Source organism: Stenotrophomonas sp. YJH_SMC_21, from assembly GCF_059369555.1.
On record NZ_JCAFSU010000006.1, the window covers coordinates 190,367 to 207,890 of the forward strand.

Here is a 17,524-nt window from a genome sequence, read left to right on the forward strand (position 1 = left end):
CTACTGTGCCTGAAACGACTTAATCCCCTCCGTCCCCTTTTCCGGGGCGCCCCGGAAAAGATGCGCAACGGCATAGTCGATGAACACCCGCAGGCGTGCACTGGGATGGCGCCCACCGGGCCATAGCAGCGAGAACTGCCCCTGGTGCGTGGGCAGCGCAGGCAGTACCCGTTGCAGGCGGCCATCGGCCAGCGCGTCAGCAGCGAGGAAGTCAGGCATCCAGGCCAGGCCCATGCAACCGATCGCAGCGGCCAGCACGGCCTCCATGTTGTTGCAGGTCATCGCCGTGGGAAGGCGCGCTCCGGCATCGCCTTCGATGCCCGGCAGCTGCCAGGGATGCAGCTTCCCCGTGGTGGGGTAACGAAAGCGCAGCGCGGTATGCAGGCGCAGGTCGCCCACATCGCCGGGCGTTCCATGCACCTGCAGATAGCCCGGCGCCGCACAGAGGATGAAACGAAAGCCGCCCAGTCGCCGTGCGGTCAAGCTGGAATCGGCCAGTTCACCACTGCGTATCACCGCGTCCAGGCCTTCGCTGACCACATCGACGATGCGGTCGTTGAAGTCCAGTTCCAGCTGCACCTGCGGATAGCGTTGCTGGAAGCCGGGCAGCACCGGCAGCAGGAAGCGGTACCCGATGGTGGGCAGGCCGATGCGCAGCAGCCCGCTGGGGGCATGCTGTCGCTGCGCCAGGTCCGCCTGTGCTTCGGAAAGCTCGTCCAGTGCACGCCGACAGCGCTGCAGCAGCAGTTCGCCTTCGTCGGTGAGATGCACGCGGCGGGTGGTGCGTTGGAACAGGCGGGTGCCGAGCTCCTGTTCAAGACGGGCGATGCGCTTGCCGACCGCCGACGCGGACAGGCCAAGTACACGCGCAGCGCCGACGATGCTGCCAGCCTCCGCGGTGCGGACGAAGGCGAGCAGGGCAGAAATGGAGTCCATGCGGGGCATGATTACGGAACAGTGGGACGCAATCAACGTCCATCGAGCCTGTTTTTCAGGGATAGCGGCCTGTCCATCATCAATGCCCCTGATGGTTGGAGGCCCGCATGGCCCCGGTTTCGATGCTCCCTATACCTGTCCAGACGCAGCAGCGCTGGACCCTGCTTGCCGTCTGCCTGGCCGCACTGGCGCTGCCGTTGTCCTTCTCGGCCGGTGCCGTCGCGGTGCCCGCGCTGGCCCGTTCCGTTGCGTCGTCGCCGAGCGTGCTGGCCTGGGTGACCAACGCCTTCATGCTCACCTTCGGCAGCCTGCTGCTCGCTGCCGGTGGCCTGGCCGACCGCTATGGCCGGCGGCGGTTGTTCCTGCTGGGCACAGCAGGCTTCACCATTGCCACGATCGCCGTCTGCCTTGCTCCCACGCTACCCTCGCTGGATCTGGCGCGTGGGTTGCAGGGCGTTGCCGCCGCAGCGGCGTTGGCGTCCGGCACGGCTGCGCTCGCGCATGCCTGGCAGGGGCCGATGCGTGGCCGTGTGTTCGCCCTGCTGGGCGCCACATTCGGTGCGGGGTTGGCGCTGGGGCCGCTGCTTGCGGGTCTGCTGCTGCAGGCATTGGGATGGCGCAGTGTGTTCGCCGTCGGCGGCGTGCTGACATTCGCCGCCTTCGTACTGGGCGCGCGTGTGTTGCCCGAAAGCCACGGTGAACGCGGGCGGCTGGATGTCGGCGGCATGCTGGGCTTCAGCCTGATGCTGGCAGCGTTGACCCTGGCCCTGCTGTGGCTGGGCGAGTTCGGCCTGCATACCGTGCGCGTGCAACTGGCGCTGTTGGCGACGCTGCTGCTGGGCGCAGCGTTCATCTGCATCGAACGACTGCACCGCTCACCCCTGCTGGACCTCTCGTTGTTCTCGCAACCGGCGTTCCTCGGTGTCCAGCTGCTGCCGGTCGCAACCTGCTTCGGCTACGTGGTGCTGCTGGTGGTATTGCCTCTGCAGCTGCTGGGAGTGCACGGACAGAGCGCGACCCTGGTGGGGCTGCAGATGCTGGCCCTGTCCGCGCCGATGCTGGTGCTGCCGATGCTGGCTGCGCGCTGGGCGGAGCGCGTGGGAAGTGCGCGGCTGTGCACGCTGGGACTGCTGGTCTGTGCCTCTGGCCTGTACCTGCTGTCGCGCCATGCATCGCAGCCGTCGCCTTCGCAGTGGGTGCCGTGGCTGATGGTCGGTGCAGGGACGGCCTTGCCATGGGGGCTGATGGATGGGCTGTCAGTGAGCGTGGTCCCGGTACAGCGTGCGGGCATGGCCGCCGGCATCTTCGGGACCGTGCGTGTAGCCGGTGAGGGCATCGCATTGGCCGCAGTCACTGCCTTGCTTGCGCTGCTGATCGGCCATCAGCTGCAGGGCGCGTCGCCGGCATCGCTGGCGCGTGCCGGTGCCTATCTGGCCACGGGGGCGCGGGAACAGGCGCAGGCACTGCTACCGGCGATGAGCCGCATGCAGCTGCAGCATGCCAGTAGTGAGGCGCTGGCAACACTGCTGCGTGTACTGGCGCTGCTGACCGCCGCATGTGCTGCGTTGTTGCACCTGTTGCTGCGGAAACGTAAAGACGCGCTGGTCGGGCGTACTGCGTAGCAGGCTCATCGCCCGCCTTCGTCGTCATCCCGTTGTCGTGTCCCGCTCACGCTGCCTATGCCCACCCGGGCCTAGGCTTGGTCGTCCCCGTCCCCCACGGAGACCTGCCATGTGGCTGCTCGATCATCTCTGGCCTGGCCGTCGACCGCTTCCTCCCCCGGCCGCGGATGCGCCACCGGCACCGCCGCGCCGGCCCTGGCTGAAACGCCCGGCGCGGGCCGGGCGCAGCGGCATGGCGCCCTGGCAGAAGGTGGCCACGCCGCCGCGGCGCACGCGCCACTAGCCGGTGCGGTCTGATGGGTGGTTGACCCCATCGCTGACCGGGATCACCCCCAACGCGAACGGGTCGATGCCCTCCAGGCAGGCCACGTTGTAGCCGTACTGGTCGGGGTTGGAGCGGCGCCGGTGATGGGTGTAGATGCCGCACACGCCACAGAAGTAGTGCTCGGCCACATGGGTGTTGAACTGGTACATCTGCAGGTGGTTCTGCCCGCGCAGCACCTGCAGGCCCTGGCGGGGGACGCTGGCGGCGATGGCGCCCCGGCGCCGGCACATCGAGCAGTCGCAGCGGCGGGGATCGACGATGCCGTCCGGCAGGTCCAGCAGCAGCTCGACGGTGCCGCAGTGGCAGGTTGCGCGGTGCTGGGGTTGGACCGGAACGCCGGCCACGGAAGTGATGCCCATCATTGCTCCTGTGTGATCCGTCTGGCCGCGGGGGCCGCCGCAGACGGTGCGCCGGTGTGCCTGAACGGGCCGTAGATGCCACGGTGAACCCGCTTGTGGCTAACTATGCGGCTTCAGGACCGCGACAGGATGCCAGTGAAAGCCGCAGGACGATGGATGACAGGAAGTGCCATGGCGCTGCTGGCGCTGTGGGTGACCGGGCTGCTGGCCTATCAGTTGCCGGGGCCGGGCTGGCTCGCTACCGGCGTCGCCGGGCTGTGGCTGCTGGTAGCGCTGTGGGTGTCGTGGCGGGTCGCGCGTGGCCGTGCCTCGCGCCGCCTGGGCCTGGCGTTCGGGGCATCGCTGGCGCTGGCCGGCCTGTGGTGGCTGCTGCTGACCCCGCGCCAGGACCGCCTGTGGGCCGATGACGTGGCCCAGCGCCTGCACGTGGTGTCTTTCGATGGCCGCCACGTCGTGCTGGACAACGTGCGTGATTTCACCTGGCGCAGCGAAACCGACTACGACGCCCGTTGGGTGCGCCGCGAGTACGACCTGGACCAGTTGCGCTCGGCCGATCTGGTGCTGTCGTACTGGATGGGCCCGGCCATCGCCCACACCCTGATCTCGTTTGGTTTCGAGGACGGTCGCCACGTGGTGTTCTCGCTGGAGATCCGCAAGGAGCGCGGTGAATCGTTCTCGGCGCTGGGTGGCTTCTTCCGCAAGTTCGAGATGACCCTGGTAGCTTCGGAGGAGACCGACATCATCCGCACCCGCACCAACGCGCGCGGCGAGGATGTCTACCTGTACCGGCTGCATGGCATGAACCGCGCACAGCTGAAGGAACTGTTCGCAGCGTACATCGCGCAGGCACGCGAACTGGATGCCAAGCCCGGCTTCTACAACACGCTGACCAGCAACTGCACCACCATCGTCTTCGACCTGGCCCGGCACATCGCACCGCGCCTGCCGCTGGATTACCGCCTGCTGCTGTCCGGTTACCTGGCCGAGTACGCGCAGGAGGTCGGCGCGCTCGCTCCAGGCGTGCCGTACGCCGAGCTGCATGACAAGGGCCGCATCACCCAGCGTGCGCTGGACCTGGGCAGCGGCGACCATTTCTCCACCGTAATCCGCCAGGGCGTGCCCGGCACCGAGCAGGACCCGCAGTAATGACCCGATTCCTCCCACGCCGCTGGCAGCGCCTGCTGCCGGTGTTGTTCGCTGCCTTCCTGCTGCTGGGTAGCAGCGGTTGCGCGATGGTTACCGTCAAGCAGGTCAAGTCCAGCGATTCGCTGGTCAACAAGCGTGCCGACGTGCTCAACACGGGCAAGCTCAGCCCGGCCGCGCGCGAGACGCTCAGCGCGGCAGGCCTGGACGAGTCGCAGTGCGAAAAGGACTTCCTGGTCTGCCGCAGCACGCTGCTGATGACCGACGACCTCAATGTCGAGCAGCGGTTGTCGGCGCTGTCCGAACTGTGGGTGAAGGCCGCGCTGGCGATGACGCCGAAGAAGACGGCTGCCGGCGATCCGCCGATGAGCGATGCTGCATTGGATGCCTGGCTGGAAGCGGCGCGCTATGCCTATGCCTACCTGTTCTACAGCGGCCGCTCACCGTCCGACCGTGCCTTCGAGGACCGCCAGACGCAGGTGCGCGACTATTACAACTACGCGGCCGAGAAGGCGGCAGTGGTGCTGTTCGTGCGCGTACGCGCCGCTGCGCTGGCCGGCGAGGACTACACGAAGCCGCTCAAGGTCGGCAGCTGGTCGCTGGCCTCCAACTACCAGCAGCTGAACCTGAAGAGCATTCCCGCGCAGCTGGTGCCGGCCGGCACGGTCAGCTTCGTCGGCCTGCGCAGTACCTATCGCCGCGATGGCTTCGGTGCCGAGCTGGTGATGGTGATGGACCCGCCGAAGCTGGTTGCACCGGTGATCGCACCCGAGGGCCCCAAGGCCGAGGCGCCGCAGGAGGATGAGGACGACGCACGCCGTGGCCGCCGTCATCGCCATGACGATTCGGTGCCCGAGTTCAGCGAGATGTCTTCGATCAACGTCACCGCACTGCTGCGCTTCGAGGGCAGCAACCTGGACGATGTGATGCGCACGCGCCGGGTCGAGCTGGACGCTTATTCGCCCGAAGCCACCGAGCGCATCACCCTGCATGGCGAGCAGGTGCCGCTGGCCGGCAACTTCACCGCCGCCTATGGCCTGTGGCTGGCGCAGAGCGGTTTCGCCCGGCAATCGCTGCGCACCCTGTTCGGCATGAGCGAGGGCATCGGCGAACCGCACATCTACCTGATGCAGCCGTGGGACCCGAATCGTCGCATCATCTTCATGCTGCACGGCCTGGCCAGCAGCCCGGAAGCCTGGGTGAACCTGGCCAACGAGATCATGGGCGACCCCGAGCTGCGCCAGCAGTTCCAGGTGTGGCAGGTCTACTACCCGACCAATGCGCCGATCGCGTTGAACCGCTACGAGATCGCCAATGCATTCAACGACACGCTGAAGCACTTCGATCCCAACGGCAGCACGCGTGCATCGAAGGACATGGTCTACATCGGCCACAGCATGGGCGGCGTGCTGGCGCGCCTGCTGGTCAGTGACTCGGGCGACGTACTGTGGAATGACCTGCTGGCCAACTACGACCTGAAGGGCGAGCGCCTGAAGCGGGTGCAGAACAAGCTGGGGCCGCTGCTGCATTTCAAGGCGCAGCCGAACGTGGAACGCGCGATCTTCATCGCCGCGCCGCACCAGGGCACCGACATTGCCGGCAACAAGGTCGGGCGCCTGATCGGTCGCCTGGTACGCCTGCCGCTGACCATCCTCGGCAAGTTCGAGGATGTGTTCCTGGCACTGGCGCAGGCCGAACAGCAGGTCGATGGCACGGCCAAGCCGAAGATCCCGAACAGCATCGACAACCTCAAGGCCAGCGATCCGTTCGTGAAGGCCGCCGCACAGCTGCCGATCGAAGCGGGCCTGAAGTACCACTCGATCATGGCCCAACGCAAACCGGAACTGCCGGTGGACAAATCCGATGACGGGCTGGTGCCGTACTGGAGTGCGCACCTGCCGGGTGCGTTGTCGGAGAAGGTGATCATTTCCGGCCACAGCGTGCAGGAGACCCCGCAGGCGGTGCTGGAAGTGCGGCGCATCCTGCATCGGGACATCGATGATGTGGGGGCCGGTACGCGGTAATGCCGGTCCCTGGCCGGCAATCCCGGAGAATCCCTCCATACATGGGAGCTGCCGGCCAGCGGCCGGCACTACCGTAATGCGGCGGCGCTACACCCGTCGCGCGATCACCGTGGCCAACAGCGCAAAGCCGAAGGTGATGGCCAGGCACAGCAGGTAGCCGGTGTGCGGGGTGCTTTCCACGAACAATGCGAACAATGCGCCGGAGACCGCCAGCGCGGTGGTCACCGACAGGGCCTCGCTCAGCTGCAGTGCCGAGGTGTTGGCACCCTGCTCCCGCGGCGCCGACAACGACAGCGTCAACACCGACAGGCTGGCGTAGATCATGCCCATGCCGAAGCCGGTCACGGCCCAGCCGAGCAGCGACACCGGCAGTGGCACTACGTTGAACAGCACGGCCAGCGTGGCGGCGATGCCGACCGTCATCATCATCGTGCCGGCGCGCAGCAGCTGCTGGCGTGACCAGCCACGCTGCTGGTGGCCCTGCAGCCACGAGCCGGCGAACCAGCCCAGCGCACCGAGACTGAGTACGGCACCGGCCCAGCTGGGCGAAAGGCCACGTTCGCGCTGCAGCAGCAGTGGCAGGTAGGCCTCGCAGGCGAAGAAGGCAGCTGCCGCGATGCCACGCAGCGCGATTACGCTGGGCAGGCCACGGCGCAGGATCAGTGTTCCGGGCGGAAGCAGTCGATGTACGCAGAACAGCAGCGCCAGCACCGCCACACCGATGCAGAGCAGGGCAGGCAGGCCCGGTTGCTGACCGCCGAAGTACAGCAGCAACGCGGCCAGCGAGGCGCCGCTGGCCCAGCGCACCACCTTGCCGCGTCCATCGTCGGCGGTGCTGGGGGGACTGGGCTGCATGCGTGCCAGCGCGGGGCGCAGCAGCAGGCCTGCCGGAACCGCCAGCAATGGCACCGCCAGGAACACCCAGCGCCAGCCCAGGTGCTGCACGATCAGGCCGCTCAACGCCGGGCCGACCATCGAAGGCACCACCCAGCCGGCCGAGAAGGCGGCGAACACCTTCGGCCGCAGGTGCTCCGGGTAGCTGCGGCCGACCATCACGTACAGCGAGACCGAGATCGCACCCGCACCCAGGCCCTGCAGCAGGCGTCCCGCCACCAGCATGCCCATGCGCATCGCGAAGCCGGCCAGCAACAGGCCCAGCACGAAGCAGGCCAATCCGTACCAGAGCGGCCGTGCCGGACCATGGTGATCGGCCCAGCGCCCGGCCAGGGTCATGCCGATCACGCTGGTGGCCAGGGTACCGCCGAAGGCCAGTGCGTACAGGCGCAGGCCATCCAGCGCCTCGGCCACGGTGGGCATCGCGGCCGCAACGGCCAATGCCTCGAAGGCGTGCAGCGCGACCAGCGCGACCATGCCGAGGGTGGTGGTGCGATAGCGTGCGGACAGGATCGAGGTGTCAGCCGGCAGATGGGCGGCGGCGGGATAGAGGGTCGGGGTCATACGGGTCAGATGCGGGCCGCGCTTGTCAACCGACGGCGAAGATAGCAGCATGACACCTCAACTGCAGTTGAGGTCAAGCAATGGTGTCCCAGGAACTGAGCGTTGGCGAAGTCTCCCAGCGCAGTGGCGTGGCGGTTTCGGCGCTGCACTTCTACGAGCGCAAGGGGTTGATCAGCAGCCTGCGCACTTCGGGTAACCAGCGCCGCTACAGCCGCGACGTGCTGCGCCGGCTGGCGGTGATCCGCGTCGCGCAGCGCGTGGGCATGCCGTTGGAAGCGGTCGGCCGTGCCTTCGAAAGCCTGCCCGAGGGCCGCGCCCCGACCAAGGCCGACTGGGCCAGGCTGTCCGCGCGCTGGCGCACCGAGCTGGAGGAGCGCATCCACATGCTGCAACTGCTGCGCGATGAGCTCACCGGCTGCATCGGCTGCGGCTGCCTGTCGCTGCAGCGCTGCCGCCTGGCCAACCCGGGGGATGTGCTTGGCGAACGCGGCGACGGCCCGATGCGCTGGGAGTGAACCGCGAAAAGGGGACGGAGGGGATTATGTCGTTTGTGCATTGTCGACTTGATCCCCTCCGTGCCTTTTTTCTTACCAGACCGTGATCGTCTCGCCGCTCTGGATGCCTTCCACTGCACGCTGGAAGGCCAGCGCCGCGCGCTGCGCGCTCACCGCTTCAAAGCCCGGGAAGTAGGGGCCGTAGGCTGCCATCGATTCGATCAGTACGTTCGGGCTGACCACGTTGATGCGCAGGCCACGCGGTAGCAGTTCCAACGCGGCGGCACGCACGAAGCCTTCCAACGCGGCATTCACCGAGGTGGCGTTGACGCCATCGCGGATCGGCTGTGCACTGACGATGCCGCTGGTCAGGGTGATCGAGCCGCCGGCGTTGAGATGGTGCTGCGCCGCCAGTGCCAGCCGCACCTGGCCCAGCAGCTTGTCCTGCAGGCCGAGGTTGAACTGCGCCGGCGTCATGTCCTGCAGCGGACCGAAGTGCAGCTTGCCGGCGGTGGAAATCACCGCATCAACCGGGCCGGTACGCGAGAACAGTTCGGCGACGCTGGCGTCGTCGGTCAGGTCCACCCGCAGTTCGCCGCTGCTGCGGCCGGCGGCGAGAATCTGATGCTGTTGGCCGAGCTGGCGGGCGACTGCCTGGCCGAGGGTGCCGCTGGCACCAACGAGGAGGATCTTCATGGCCGTTCCTTGCGTGAGGGAGTGAACGCAGTCTGCGCCGTCACAGCGGGGTTAGGTAAGCGGCGTATGCTTTGCAGATTCCTAACTCCGGATTAGCAATGGATACCCTTCGCTGCATGCAGGCTTTCGTCGCGGTAGCCGAGTGCGGCAGCTTTGCAGGGGCCGCTGAACAGTTGCAGGTCTCGGCGGTGATGGTCGGCAAGTACATCCAGCAGCTGGAGGCGCACCTGGGCACCGCGTTGCTGCAACGGAACACCCGCCGCCAGCGCCTGACCGAAGCCGGCAGCGCCTACCTGGCCGGGTGCCGGCAGGTGCTGGAGCAGGTGCAGCAGGCCGAGGCCGACGTGGCCGGCCTGCAGGTGCAACCGCGCGGGCTGCTGCGGGTCAGCGCACCCACCACCTGGGGCAGCTGCGTGCTGGCGCCACAACTGGCCGGCCTGCTGCGCGCGCAGCCGCAGCTGAACGTTGAACTGGATCTGAGCAACCGCCGTGTGGATCTGATCGAGGACGGCTTCGACGTGGCGATCCGGGTCGGGCCGCTGCCGTCGCAGGAGGTGGTGGCGCGGCCGCTGCCACCGTATGCGATGAGCCTGTGCGCGGCGCCTTCCTACCTGCGCCGGCGCGGCACGCCGCGTACGCCCGCCGATCTGGAAGGGCATGACTGCCTGAGCCATCTGGCCTGGCGCGGTGGCCACGGCTGGCAGCTGGCCAACGGTGAACAGGTGGACTGGGAAGCGCGCCTGACCTGCAATGATGGTGTTGCACTGCGCGAAGCCGCGGTGGCCGGAGCCGGGCTGGTGCTGCAGCCGACCGCACTGCTGGCCGGGGAGATTGCAGCCGGGCGGTTGAAGCCGCTGCTGCGCGACTACCTGCCCGAACCGCGGCCGATGCACCTGATCTACCTGCCCGACCGCAGACCGCGCCCGCGGTTGCAGTGCTTCGTCGATTTCGTCATGACGACGTTGGGGCAATGAGCATCCACGCCATGCGTGGATGATGGTGGGTGCCGACCGTTGGTCGGCACACATCGGGGGCAATCATTCACCGCAGACAGCAGAGCACCGTGCATTCCAGCGGCGACAGGTATCAATAGATCCACGCCATGCGTGAATGATGGTAGGTGCCGACCGTTGGTCGGCACACATCGGGATCAATCATTCGCCGCAGACAGTTCCTGCCCACGCACCTGCGCGGCGCGCAGTGCCGTATCCACCAGAGCCTCGAAGCCACCGGCCTGGAAGCTCTCGATCGCGGCCTGGGTGGTGCCGTTGGGCGAGGTCACGCGGCGGCGCAGTTCCGCCGGGCTTTCACCAGCCTCATCCAGCATGCGCGAGGCGCCCAGCAGAGTCTGCACCACCAGCGTGCGCGCGGCGTCGGCCGGCAGGCCCTGGGCAATACCCGCCGCTTCCATCGCTTCGGCCAGCAGGAACACATAGGCCGGGCCGCTGCCGGAAACGGCAGTCACTGAATCCATCAGCCCCTCGCTGTCGATCCACACCGTGCGCCCGGCACTGGCCAGCACCTGCTCGGCCCGCGCGTGCTGCTGCGTGTCCACCGACGGTGTGGCGAACAGGCCGGTCACACCTGCGCCGAGCAGGGCAGGGGTGTTCGGCATCGCGCGCACCACTGCCAGGTCGCCCCCCAGCCAACGCTGCAGCTGCGCACTGGTGATGCCGGCGGCAATCGACACCACCAGCGGTCGGCTCGCCTGTGCCAGCGCCTGCAGAGACTGGCAGACCTCGCGCAGCACCTGCGGCTTCACCGCCAGCAGCCAGGTGCCACCCTGCGCGGCGGCATCGCTCGCGTTGTCATGCACCTGCACGCCGAAGTCGGCGGCCAGCGCTTGGCGCAGTTCGGCCACCGGTTCGGCGACGTGGATGTGCGCGGCCGGCACGCCCTGGCGGATCAGGCCGGCGATCAGGCTGCGCGCCATGTTGCCGCCGCCGATGAAGGTGATGGAATCAGCTGCCATGGAAGTCTCCTTGAAAAATCAGGCCGGGCGCGGGCGCGCGCCGAACAGGGCGGTGCCGATGCGCACCAAGGTGGCGCCCTCGGCGATGGCTTCGGCGTAGTCGCTGCTCATGCCCATCGACAGCGTGTCGATCTGCGCGTGCTGGGCAGCCAGCGACTGGAAAAGTGTGCGCATGCGCACGAATGCATCCCGACGCCGCTCGGCTTCGGGCCATGGCGCGGGAATCGCCATCAGTCCGCGCAGGCGCAGGGTGGGTTCGGCGGCAATCGCTGCGGCCAGTGCATCCACTTCTTCCGGTGCACAGCCATGCTTGCTGGATTCGTCGTCGATGTTGACCTGGATCAGCACGTTCAGCGGGCCTCGCGCGGCCGGGCGATGGCGTGCCAGCGCGGTCACCAGCTTGGGGCGGTCCACGCTCTGCACCCAGTCGAAATGGCTGGCCACGGCCTCGGCCTTGTTCGACTGCAGGTGGCCGATCAGGTGCCATTCCAGCGCCAGGTGCTGCAGCGCCTGCATCTTGGCCAGTGCCTCCTGCACGTAGTTCTCGCCGAAGGCGTGCTGGCCCTGCGCGGCCAGCGCGGCCACGGCCTCGGCCGGCTGGGTCTTGGACACCGCCAGCAGGCGTGGGTCGGGCCTGCCAGCGGCCTCGGCGGCGGCATGCAGGTTGCTCAGGATCTGGGGCAGGGAAGTGGCCACGTAACGCGTTCCGTTGAATCAGGAGGCTATACTGCCGCCCGGGGAAAGATCCTTCCAGTCGAAGCCGTTATTGGGGAGTAGCCGCTCATGGATATCGCCGAACTGCTGGCGTTTTCCGTAAAGAACAAAGCGTCCGACCTGCACCTGTCCGCAGGCCTGCCGCCGATGATCCGCGTCGACGGCGACGTTCGCCGGATCAACATCCCAGCCCTGGACCACAAGCAGGTCCATGCGCTGGTGTACGACATCATGTCCGACAAGCAGCGCCGCGATTACGAGGAATTCCTCGAAGTGGACTTCTCCTTCGAGATTCCATCGCTGGCGCGCTTCCGAGTGAACGCGTTCAACCAGAACCGCGGTGCCGGTGCGGTGTTCCGTACTATTCCGTCCGAGGTGCTCACCCTCGAGGACCTGGCCTGCCCGCCGCTGTTCCGCGAAGTGATCCAGCAGCCGCAGGGCCTGATCCTGGTAACCGGCCCGACCGGTTCGGGCAAGTCGACCACGCTGGCGGCGATGATCGACTACATCAACAAGAACGAGTACGGCCACATCCTCACCGTCGAGGATCCGATCGAATTCGTGCATACCTCGCAGAAGTGCCTGATCAACCAGCGCGAAGTGCACCGCGACACGCATGGCTTCAATGAAGCACTGCGCTCGGCGCTGCGTGAGGACCCGGACATCATTCTGGTGGGCGAACTTCGTGACCTGGAAACCATCCGCCTGGCACTGACCGCAGCGGAAACCGGCCACCTGGTGTTCGGCACCCTGCATACCAGTTCGGCGGCCAAGACCATCGACCGCATCATCGACGTGTTCCCGGCCGGCGAAAAGCCGATGGTGCGCTCGATGTTGTCCGAGTCGTTGCGTGCGGTCATTTCGCAGGCGCTGCTGAAGAAGGTTGGCGGCGGTCGTACCGCAGCGTGGGAAATCATGGTCGGCACCCCGGCCATCCGCAACCTGATCCGCGAGGACAAGGTGGCGCAGATGTACTCGGCCATCCAGACTGGCCAGCAGTACGGCATGATGACCCTGGACCAGCACCTGCAGGACCTGGTCAAGCGCAGCCTGATCACCCGAAACCAGGCCCGTGAGTACGCCAAGGACAAGCGCCTGTTCGAGTAAGGCGGGGCAGTAACGGGGCAGCGTGCGCCAGTGCGCTGCTGTTCCCGTGTTGTTTCCTCCACCGACCGTTACCTGGTAAACCGCTTTCCGGGAGCCTGCCGTGAACACCACCGCGACCACCATCGATTTCACTTCGTTCCTCAAGCTGATGGCGCACCAGCGCGCCTCGGACCTGTTCATCACTGCGGGTATGCCGCCGGCGATGAAGGTCAACGGCAAGATCTCGCCGATCACGCAGACCCCGCTCACGCCGCAGCAGAGCCGCGACCTGGTCCTCAACGTGATGACCCCGGCACAGCGCGAGGAATTCGAGAAGACCCACGAATGCAACTTCGCCATCGGCCTGTCCGGTGTCGGCCGCTTCCGCGTCAGCTGCTTCTACCAGCGCAACCAGGTCGGCATGGTGCTGCGTCGCATCGAGACGCGCATTCCGACGGTGGAAGAACTGAGCCTGCCGCCGATCATCAAGACGCTGGCGATGACCAAGCGCGGCATCATCCTGTTCGTCGGTGCCACCGGTACCGGTAAATCGACCTCGCTGGCGGCGATGATCGGTTACCGCAACCAGAACTCGACCGGCCACATCATCACCATCGAAGATCCGATCGAATTCGTGCACAAGCACGAGGGCTGCATCATCACCCAGCGCGAAGTCGGCATCGATACCGACAGCTGGGAAGCCGCGCTGAAGAACACCCTGCGCCAGGCGCCGGACGTGATCATGATTGGCGAGGTGCGTACCCGCGAAGGCATGGACCACGCCATCGCGTTCGCCGAAACCGGCCACCTGGTGCTGTGTACCCTGCATGCCAACAACGCCAACCAGGCGATGGACCGCATCGTCAATTTCTTCCCGGAAGACCGCCGCAACCAGCTGCTGATGGACCTGTCGCTGAATCTCAAGGGCGTGGTCGCGCAGCAGCTGGTGCCGTCGCCCGATGGCCGCTCGCGCAAGGTGGCGATGGAGATCCTGCTGGGCACGCCGCTGGTGCAGGACTACATCCGCGACGGCGAGATCCACAAGCTGAAGGAAGTGATGAAGGACTCGGTCCAGCTGGGCATGAAGACCTTCGACCAGAGCCTGTTCGAGCTGTACCAGGCCGGCGAGATCAGCTACGAGGACGCGCTGCGTTACGCCGATTCGCAGAACGAAGTGCGCCTGCGCATCAAGCTCAGCCAGGGCGGCGACGCACGCACGCTGTCACAGGGCCTGGATGGCGTGGAGATCTCCGAGATCCGGTGACCTGCAGATCTGTAGAGTCGACTGTCAGTCGACGCTCGCGCGCAGCGTGGGATTTTCCCGGCCGGTGAAAGAGCAGTCGACTAACTGTGATCTCTCTGTACGTTGTTCATCCGGGACATCTTTGGAAAATGGTGGTTACCACACCTCTCCAGACCCCAAAGAGCCCGGATGAACCACCATAAAAATGCCCTTTTGACCGTCCATAGTCGAGCACTTCTTATTCGCCGCATCCTCCACGAGGGCCTGCGCCCAGAGGAAGCAGCCCAAGCATGCGGCGTAAGTGTGCGTACGGCCTACAAATGGCTGGCCCGATTCCGCCAGTTCGGGGCACCGGGGCTGGAAAACCGCAGCTCACGGCCTCACCAGACGCCGCATGCCACACCTGCTCCGGTAATCGAGCAAATCAAGGAGCACCGCCGTAAACGGCAGACCTACCTGACCATCTCCAAGGCGCTGGGGGTCGGCCACAGTACGATTTCAAGGCTGATGCGTGCCCACGGCCTCAATCGGCTGTGTCGGCTTGAACCGCCCAAGGAGGTCATCCGATACGAATACGATCAGCCCGGAGGGCTGCTGCACCTGGACATCAAGAAGCTGGGCAACTTCCAGCGGCCAGGGCACAGAACCGATGCCAAACGTCGGGGAAACGCCGCTGGCGGTGGCTGGGGCTACGTCCACGTGGCCATCGACGATCACTCCCGGGTCGCCTTCAGCAGCGTCCACCCCAACGAACAGGCCGAAACCGCCTGCCAGGCGCTGCTGGGCGCTCTGCAGTACTACGCCAGCCTGGGAATCACCTTCAAGCGGATCCTGACCGACAACGGTGCCTGCTATCGCTCCACCGCCTTTGCCAAGCTGCTCAAATCCCTTGGTATCAAGCACATCAGAACCAAGCCCTACACGCCGCTGACCAATGGCAAAGCCGAGCGCTTCATCCAAACCAGCCTGCGCGAATGGGCCTACGCCCGCGAATACGCCTCCTCGGACCAGCGCAATTCCGTGCTGACCCAATGGCTGCACCACTACAACTGGCACCGCCCCCACATGGGGATCGGTGGCCAGCCACCTATTTCCAGAGTCCTGCTGAACAACGTGGTGGGTTTACACAACTAACAGTCGACTCTACCGGGCGCGTTGGCGATTGATGAATTCCAGTCATGACCAACTGCAACGCTGCCCATTCAATCGGCAGCCCCTGCAGGCGTATCGTCAGCGTTCCCCCTCTGGAGCACCACGATGCAGACACGTGAACTCGGCCGCAGCGGCCTGAAGGTTTCCGCCCTGGGCCTGGGCTGCATGGGCCTGACCCATGCCTATGGCCAGCCGGTCGAGCGCAGCCAGGGCATCGCCCTGCTGCACGCTGCCGTTGAACGCGGCGTGACCTTCTTCGACACCGCCGAAGTGTACGGCCCGTACACCAATGAAGACCTGCTCGGCGAGGCCCTGGCGCCTTACCGCGACAAACTGGTGATCGCCACCAAGTTCGGTTTCAAGGACGCGCGCACCGATACCGGCCTGGACAGCCGCCCGGAGAACATCCGCGCGGTGGCCGAAGCCAGCCTCAAGCGTTTGCGCACCGACCATATCGACCTGTTCTACCAGCACCGTGTCGATCCGAACGTGCCCATCGAGGATGTGGCCGGCACCGTGCGCGACCTGATCGCCGAGGGCAAGGTCGCCCACTTCGGCCTGTCCGAGGCCAGCGCCACCACCGTGCGCCGTGCGCACGCGGTGCAGCCGGTGGCTGCCGTGCAGAGCGAGTATTCGCTGTGGTGGCGTGAACCGGAGCGCGAACTGCTGCCGGCCCTGCAGGAACTGGGCATCGGCTTCGTGCCGTTCAGTCCGCTCGGCCGTGGCTTCCTGACCGGCGCGATCAACGCCGACACCACCTTCGACGCCAACGATTTCCGCAATACCGTGCCGCGTTTCGAAGTGGAGGCGCGCCGCGCCAACCAGGCACTGGTGGATCGCATCAGCACGATTGCTGCCGCACGTGGCGCGACCCCGGCGCAGGTGGCGCTGGCCTGGCTGCTGGCGCAGGCGCCGTGGATCGTGCCGATTCCGGGCACCACCAAGATCCACCGCCTGGAAGAGAACCTGGGCGCGGCTGACCTGCAGCTGGCGCCGGAGGAACTGCAGCGCATCGCGCAGGCGCTGGATGAAGTGTCGATCGTCGGTGAGCGCTACAACGCCCAGCGTGCGGCCCAGGCCAAGGGCTGATCACCGGGTGCGGACCGAGGTGGGTGCGGACCGTTGGTCCGCACACCTCATCCAGCCATCGGCCCGCGCAGCGCGTCCAGCACCGTGCGCATCGCCACGGTGACGTGGCGGCGCGACGGGTAGTACGCGTAGTAGCCATCGAAGTGCGGGCACCAGTCGTCCAGTACCGACTGCAGGCGGCCATCGTTCAGCATCGGCTGCACCTGGTCTTCCGGCAGCCAGGCCAGTCCGCTGCCGGCCAGCGCAGCGGCGTGGGTCATGCCCATGGTGTTGAAGGTCCACTGGCCGCTCACGCGCACGCTCAGTTCGTTGCCGTCCTGGCCGAAATCCCACGGCATCAGCCCGCCATGCGTGGGCAGGCGCAGGGTCACGCAGTTGTGGTCTGCCAGCTCGTCCGGATGGCGTGGCACTACGCGCTGGCGGAAGTAGCTGGGTGCACCGACCACGCGCATGCGCAGCGGCGGGCTGATCGGCACGGCGACCATGTCGCGCGCCAGGCGTTCGCCGAGGCGGATGCCGATGTCGTAGCGCTCAGCCACGATGTCGGCCAGCCCGTAGTCGGCGGTCAGTTCCACCTTGAGGTCCGGATACTGCTGCAGCAGCGGCGCCAGCCGTGGCCACGCGATGTACTCGGCGGCATGGCCGGTGGCATTGATGCGGATGGTGCCGGCCGGGCGTTCACGGTATTCGGCCAGCGCGGCCAGTCCGTCCTCGATCTCGGCCAGGCGCGGGCCCAGGGTGTCGAGCAGGCGGGCACCGGCTTCGGTGGTGGACACGCTGCGGGTGGTGCGGGTCAGCAGGCGCACGCCCAGGCGCTGTTCCAGGCCGCGCATGGCATGGCTGAGCGCGGACTGGGACACGCCCAGCTGGGCGGCGGCCTTGGTGAAGCTCCCCTCGCGGGCAACGTGCACGAAGGCCTGCAGGTCGTTGAGGTTTTCGCGGGGCATGACGGGATGATACGGCCGGGCCGCGCCCGGCACCTGCTTCAAGCCAAGGCAACGTCAACGTCAGATGCGTGCATTCCGTGGGATGGCGGGGTGGGTCCGGTTGAGGGGGACGCCGTAAATACCTCCATGTAGCAACTGTGTTGATGGAGGGACTTGGCCCCTCCATGAGACGGGCACGGTAGTGCCGGCCGCTGGCCGGCAGCCTTTGGTCTTGCGCCCTGGCTGGCCTTAGGCAGGGACCAGCCCGTTTTCAGCGTCGCGCAC

Annotated in this window: 15 protein-coding genes and 1 pseudogene; 9 read left to right on the forward strand and 7 right to left on the reverse strand. The window is 66.7% G+C overall.

Annotation, left to right across the window (positions count from 1 at the left end; all coding sequences use genetic code 11):
* Positions 1–936, reverse strand: a complete 936-nt coding sequence (locus tag AC5P67_RS11155) for a LysR family transcriptional regulator (protein WP_495214691.1) — start codon at positions 934–936, stop codon at positions 1–3.
* 107 nt (positions 937–1,043) lie between these two features.
* On the opposite strand from AC5P67_RS11155, the gene AC5P67_RS11160 reads away from it, so the two are divergent.
* Entirely contained in the window at positions 1,044–2,558 is a 1,515-nt protein-coding gene (locus AC5P67_RS11160; RefSeq protein WP_495214692.1) for an MFS transporter, read from the forward strand.
* A 279-nt stretch (positions 2,559–2,837) separates the two neighbouring features.
* Here the strand turns inward: AC5P67_RS11160 and AC5P67_RS11165 are convergent, their stop codons facing one another.
* The gene (locus AC5P67_RS11165) at positions 2,838–3,242 is read right to left on the reverse strand and encodes a GFA family protein (RefSeq protein ID WP_033834825.1); all 405 of its coding nucleotides are present in this window, start codon (positions 3,240–3,242) and stop codon (positions 2,838–2,840) included.
* Positions 3,243–3,413: 171 nt separating this feature from the next.
* Here AC5P67_RS11165 and AC5P67_RS11170 point away from each other — a divergent pair, with 171 nt between their 5' ends.
* Together AC5P67_RS11170 and AC5P67_RS11175 are read left to right on the forward strand one after the other, a co-directional pair.
* On the forward strand, positions 3,414–4,388 hold the full coding sequence (locus AC5P67_RS11170; RefSeq protein WP_111193429.1) for an Lnb N-terminal periplasmic domain-containing protein: 975 nt from the start codon (positions 3,414–3,416) through the stop codon (positions 4,386–4,388).
* Complete coding sequence (locus AC5P67_RS11175) at positions 4,388–6,409, forward strand: esterase/lipase family protein (RefSeq protein ID WP_495214693.1); 2,022 nt, start codon at positions 4,388–4,390, stop codon at positions 6,407–6,409. Before AC5P67_RS11170 ends, AC5P67_RS11175 begins: the two co-directional genes overlap by 1 nt.
* Before the next feature lie 87 nt (positions 6,410–6,496).
* Here AC5P67_RS11175 and AC5P67_RS11180 read toward each other — a convergent pair whose 3' ends face one another.
* Complete coding sequence (locus tag AC5P67_RS11180; protein WP_495214694.1) at positions 6,497–7,918, reverse strand: MFS transporter; 1,422 nt, start codon at positions 7,916–7,918, stop codon at positions 6,497–6,499.
* A gap of 29 nt (positions 7,919–7,947) precedes the next feature.
* Here AC5P67_RS11180 and soxR point away from each other — a divergent pair, with 29 nt between their 5' ends.
* On the forward strand, positions 7,948–8,382 hold the full coding sequence (gene soxR / locus AC5P67_RS11185) for a redox-sensitive transcriptional activator SoxR (protein ID WP_012479331.1): 435 nt from the start codon (positions 7,948–7,950) through the stop codon (positions 8,380–8,382).
* Positions 8,383–8,454: 72 nt separating this feature from the next.
* On the opposite strand, the pseudogene AC5P67_RS11190 reads toward soxR, so the two are convergent.
* Positions 8,455–9,084 (reverse strand): annotated as a pseudogene (locus tag AC5P67_RS11190) (short chain dehydrogenase); the annotation flags it as partial.
* Between the two features lie 71 nt (positions 9,085–9,155).
* Between AC5P67_RS11190 and AC5P67_RS11195 the strand changes: the two are divergent.
* Positions 9,156–10,031 (forward strand): LysR family transcriptional regulator, encoded by an 876-nt coding sequence (locus AC5P67_RS11195; protein ID WP_012479333.1) that lies wholly within the window; start codon positions 9,156–9,158, stop codon positions 10,029–10,031.
* 176 nt (positions 10,032–10,207) lie between these two features.
* On the opposite strand, the gene proC is transcribed toward AC5P67_RS11195, so the two are convergent.
* Both proC and AC5P67_RS11205 read right to left on the reverse strand, forming a co-directional pair.
* A complete protein-coding gene (gene proC, locus AC5P67_RS11200; protein ID WP_005408367.1) occupies positions 10,208–11,029 on the reverse strand; it encodes a pyrroline-5-carboxylate reductase in 822 nt (273 codons plus the stop codon).
* An 18-nt stretch (positions 11,030–11,047) separates the two neighbouring features.
* Entirely contained in the window at positions 11,048–11,725 is a 678-nt protein-coding gene (locus tag AC5P67_RS11205; protein WP_049397192.1) for a YggS family pyridoxal phosphate-dependent enzyme, read from the reverse strand.
* Between the two features lie 87 nt (positions 11,726–11,812).
* On the opposite strand from AC5P67_RS11205, the gene AC5P67_RS11210 reads away from it, so the two are divergent.
* The 4 genes from AC5P67_RS11210 to AC5P67_RS11225 all read left to right on the forward strand — a co-directional run bounded on the left by AC5P67_RS11210 (position 11,813) and on the right by AC5P67_RS11225 (position 16,313).
* Positions 11,813–12,850: a type IV pilus twitching motility protein PilT gene (locus tag AC5P67_RS11210; protein WP_004147099.1), complete on the forward strand. Its 1,038-nt coding sequence runs from the start codon at positions 11,813–11,815 to the stop codon at positions 12,848–12,850.
* Positions 12,851–12,950: 100 nt separating this feature from the next.
* Positions 12,951–14,093 (forward strand): PilT/PilU family type 4a pilus ATPase, encoded by a 1,143-nt coding sequence (locus AC5P67_RS11215; protein ID WP_005408369.1) that lies wholly within the window; start codon positions 12,951–12,953, stop codon positions 14,091–14,093.
* 168 nt (positions 14,094–14,261) lie between these two features.
* A complete protein-coding gene (locus AC5P67_RS11220) occupies positions 14,262–15,206 on the forward strand; it encodes an IS481-like element ISStma1 family transposase (RefSeq protein WP_495214695.1) in 945 nt (314 codons plus the stop codon).
* 123 nt (positions 15,207–15,329) lie between these two features.
* Positions 15,330–16,313 carry an aldo/keto reductase gene (locus tag AC5P67_RS11225; protein WP_329754932.1) on the forward strand — a complete coding sequence of 328 codons (984 nt, stop codon included), beginning with the start codon at positions 15,330–15,332 and terminating at the stop codon, positions 16,311–16,313.
* A 47-nt stretch (positions 16,314–16,360) separates the two neighbouring features.
* On the opposite strand, the gene AC5P67_RS11230 is transcribed toward AC5P67_RS11225, so the two are convergent.
* Positions 16,361–17,260, reverse strand: a complete 900-nt coding sequence (locus tag AC5P67_RS11230; protein ID WP_329754933.1) for a LysR family transcriptional regulator — start codon at positions 17,258–17,260, stop codon at positions 16,361–16,363.
* Positions 17,261–17,524 lie beyond the last annotated feature (264 nt).

Excerpts from the sequence above, each read along its gene's own strand:
- AC5P67_RS11155 (WP_495214691.1), bottom strand. The coding sequence starts at position 936 with ATGGACTCCATTTCTGCCCTGCTCGCCTTCGTCCGCACCGCGGAGGCT.
- AC5P67_RS11160 (WP_495214692.1), top strand. The coding sequence starts at position 1,044 with ATGGCCCCGGTTTCGATGCTCCCTATACCTGTCCAGACGCAGCAGCGC.
- AC5P67_RS11165 (WP_033834825.1), bottom strand. The coding sequence starts at position 3,242 with ATGGGCATCACTTCCGTGGCCGGCGTTCCGGTCCAACCCCAGCACCGC.
- AC5P67_RS11170 (WP_111193429.1), top strand. The coding sequence starts at position 3,414 with ATGGCGCTGCTGGCGCTGTGGGTGACCGGGCTGCTGGCCTATCAGTTG.
- AC5P67_RS11175 (WP_495214693.1), top strand. The coding sequence starts at position 4,388 with ATGACCCGATTCCTCCCACGCCGCTGGCAGCGCCTGCTGCCGGTGTTG.
- AC5P67_RS11180 (WP_495214694.1), bottom strand. The coding sequence starts at position 7,918 with ATGCTGCTATCTTCGCCGTCGGTTGACAAGCGCGGCCCGCATCTGACC.
- soxR (WP_012479331.1), top strand. The coding sequence starts at position 7,948 with ATGGTGTCCCAGGAACTGAGCGTTGGCGAAGTCTCCCAGCGCAGTGGC.
- AC5P67_RS11195 (WP_012479333.1), top strand. The coding sequence starts at position 9,156 with ATGGATACCCTTCGCTGCATGCAGGCTTTCGTCGCGGTAGCCGAGTGC.
- proC (WP_005408367.1), bottom strand. The coding sequence starts at position 11,029 with ATGGCAGCTGATTCCATCACCTTCATCGGCGGCGGCAACATGGCGCGC.
- AC5P67_RS11210 (WP_004147099.1), top strand. The coding sequence starts at position 11,813 with ATGGATATCGCCGAACTGCTGGCGTTTTCCGTAAAGAACAAAGCGTCC.
- AC5P67_RS11220 (WP_495214695.1), top strand. The coding sequence starts at position 14,262 with ATGAACCACCATAAAAATGCCCTTTTGACCGTCCATAGTCGAGCACTT.
- AC5P67_RS11225 (WP_329754932.1), top strand. The coding sequence starts at position 15,330 with ATGCAGACACGTGAACTCGGCCGCAGCGGCCTGAAGGTTTCCGCCCTG.
- AC5P67_RS11230 (WP_329754933.1), bottom strand. The coding sequence starts at position 17,260 with ATGCCCCGCGAAAACCTCAACGACCTGCAGGCCTTCGTGCACGTTGCC.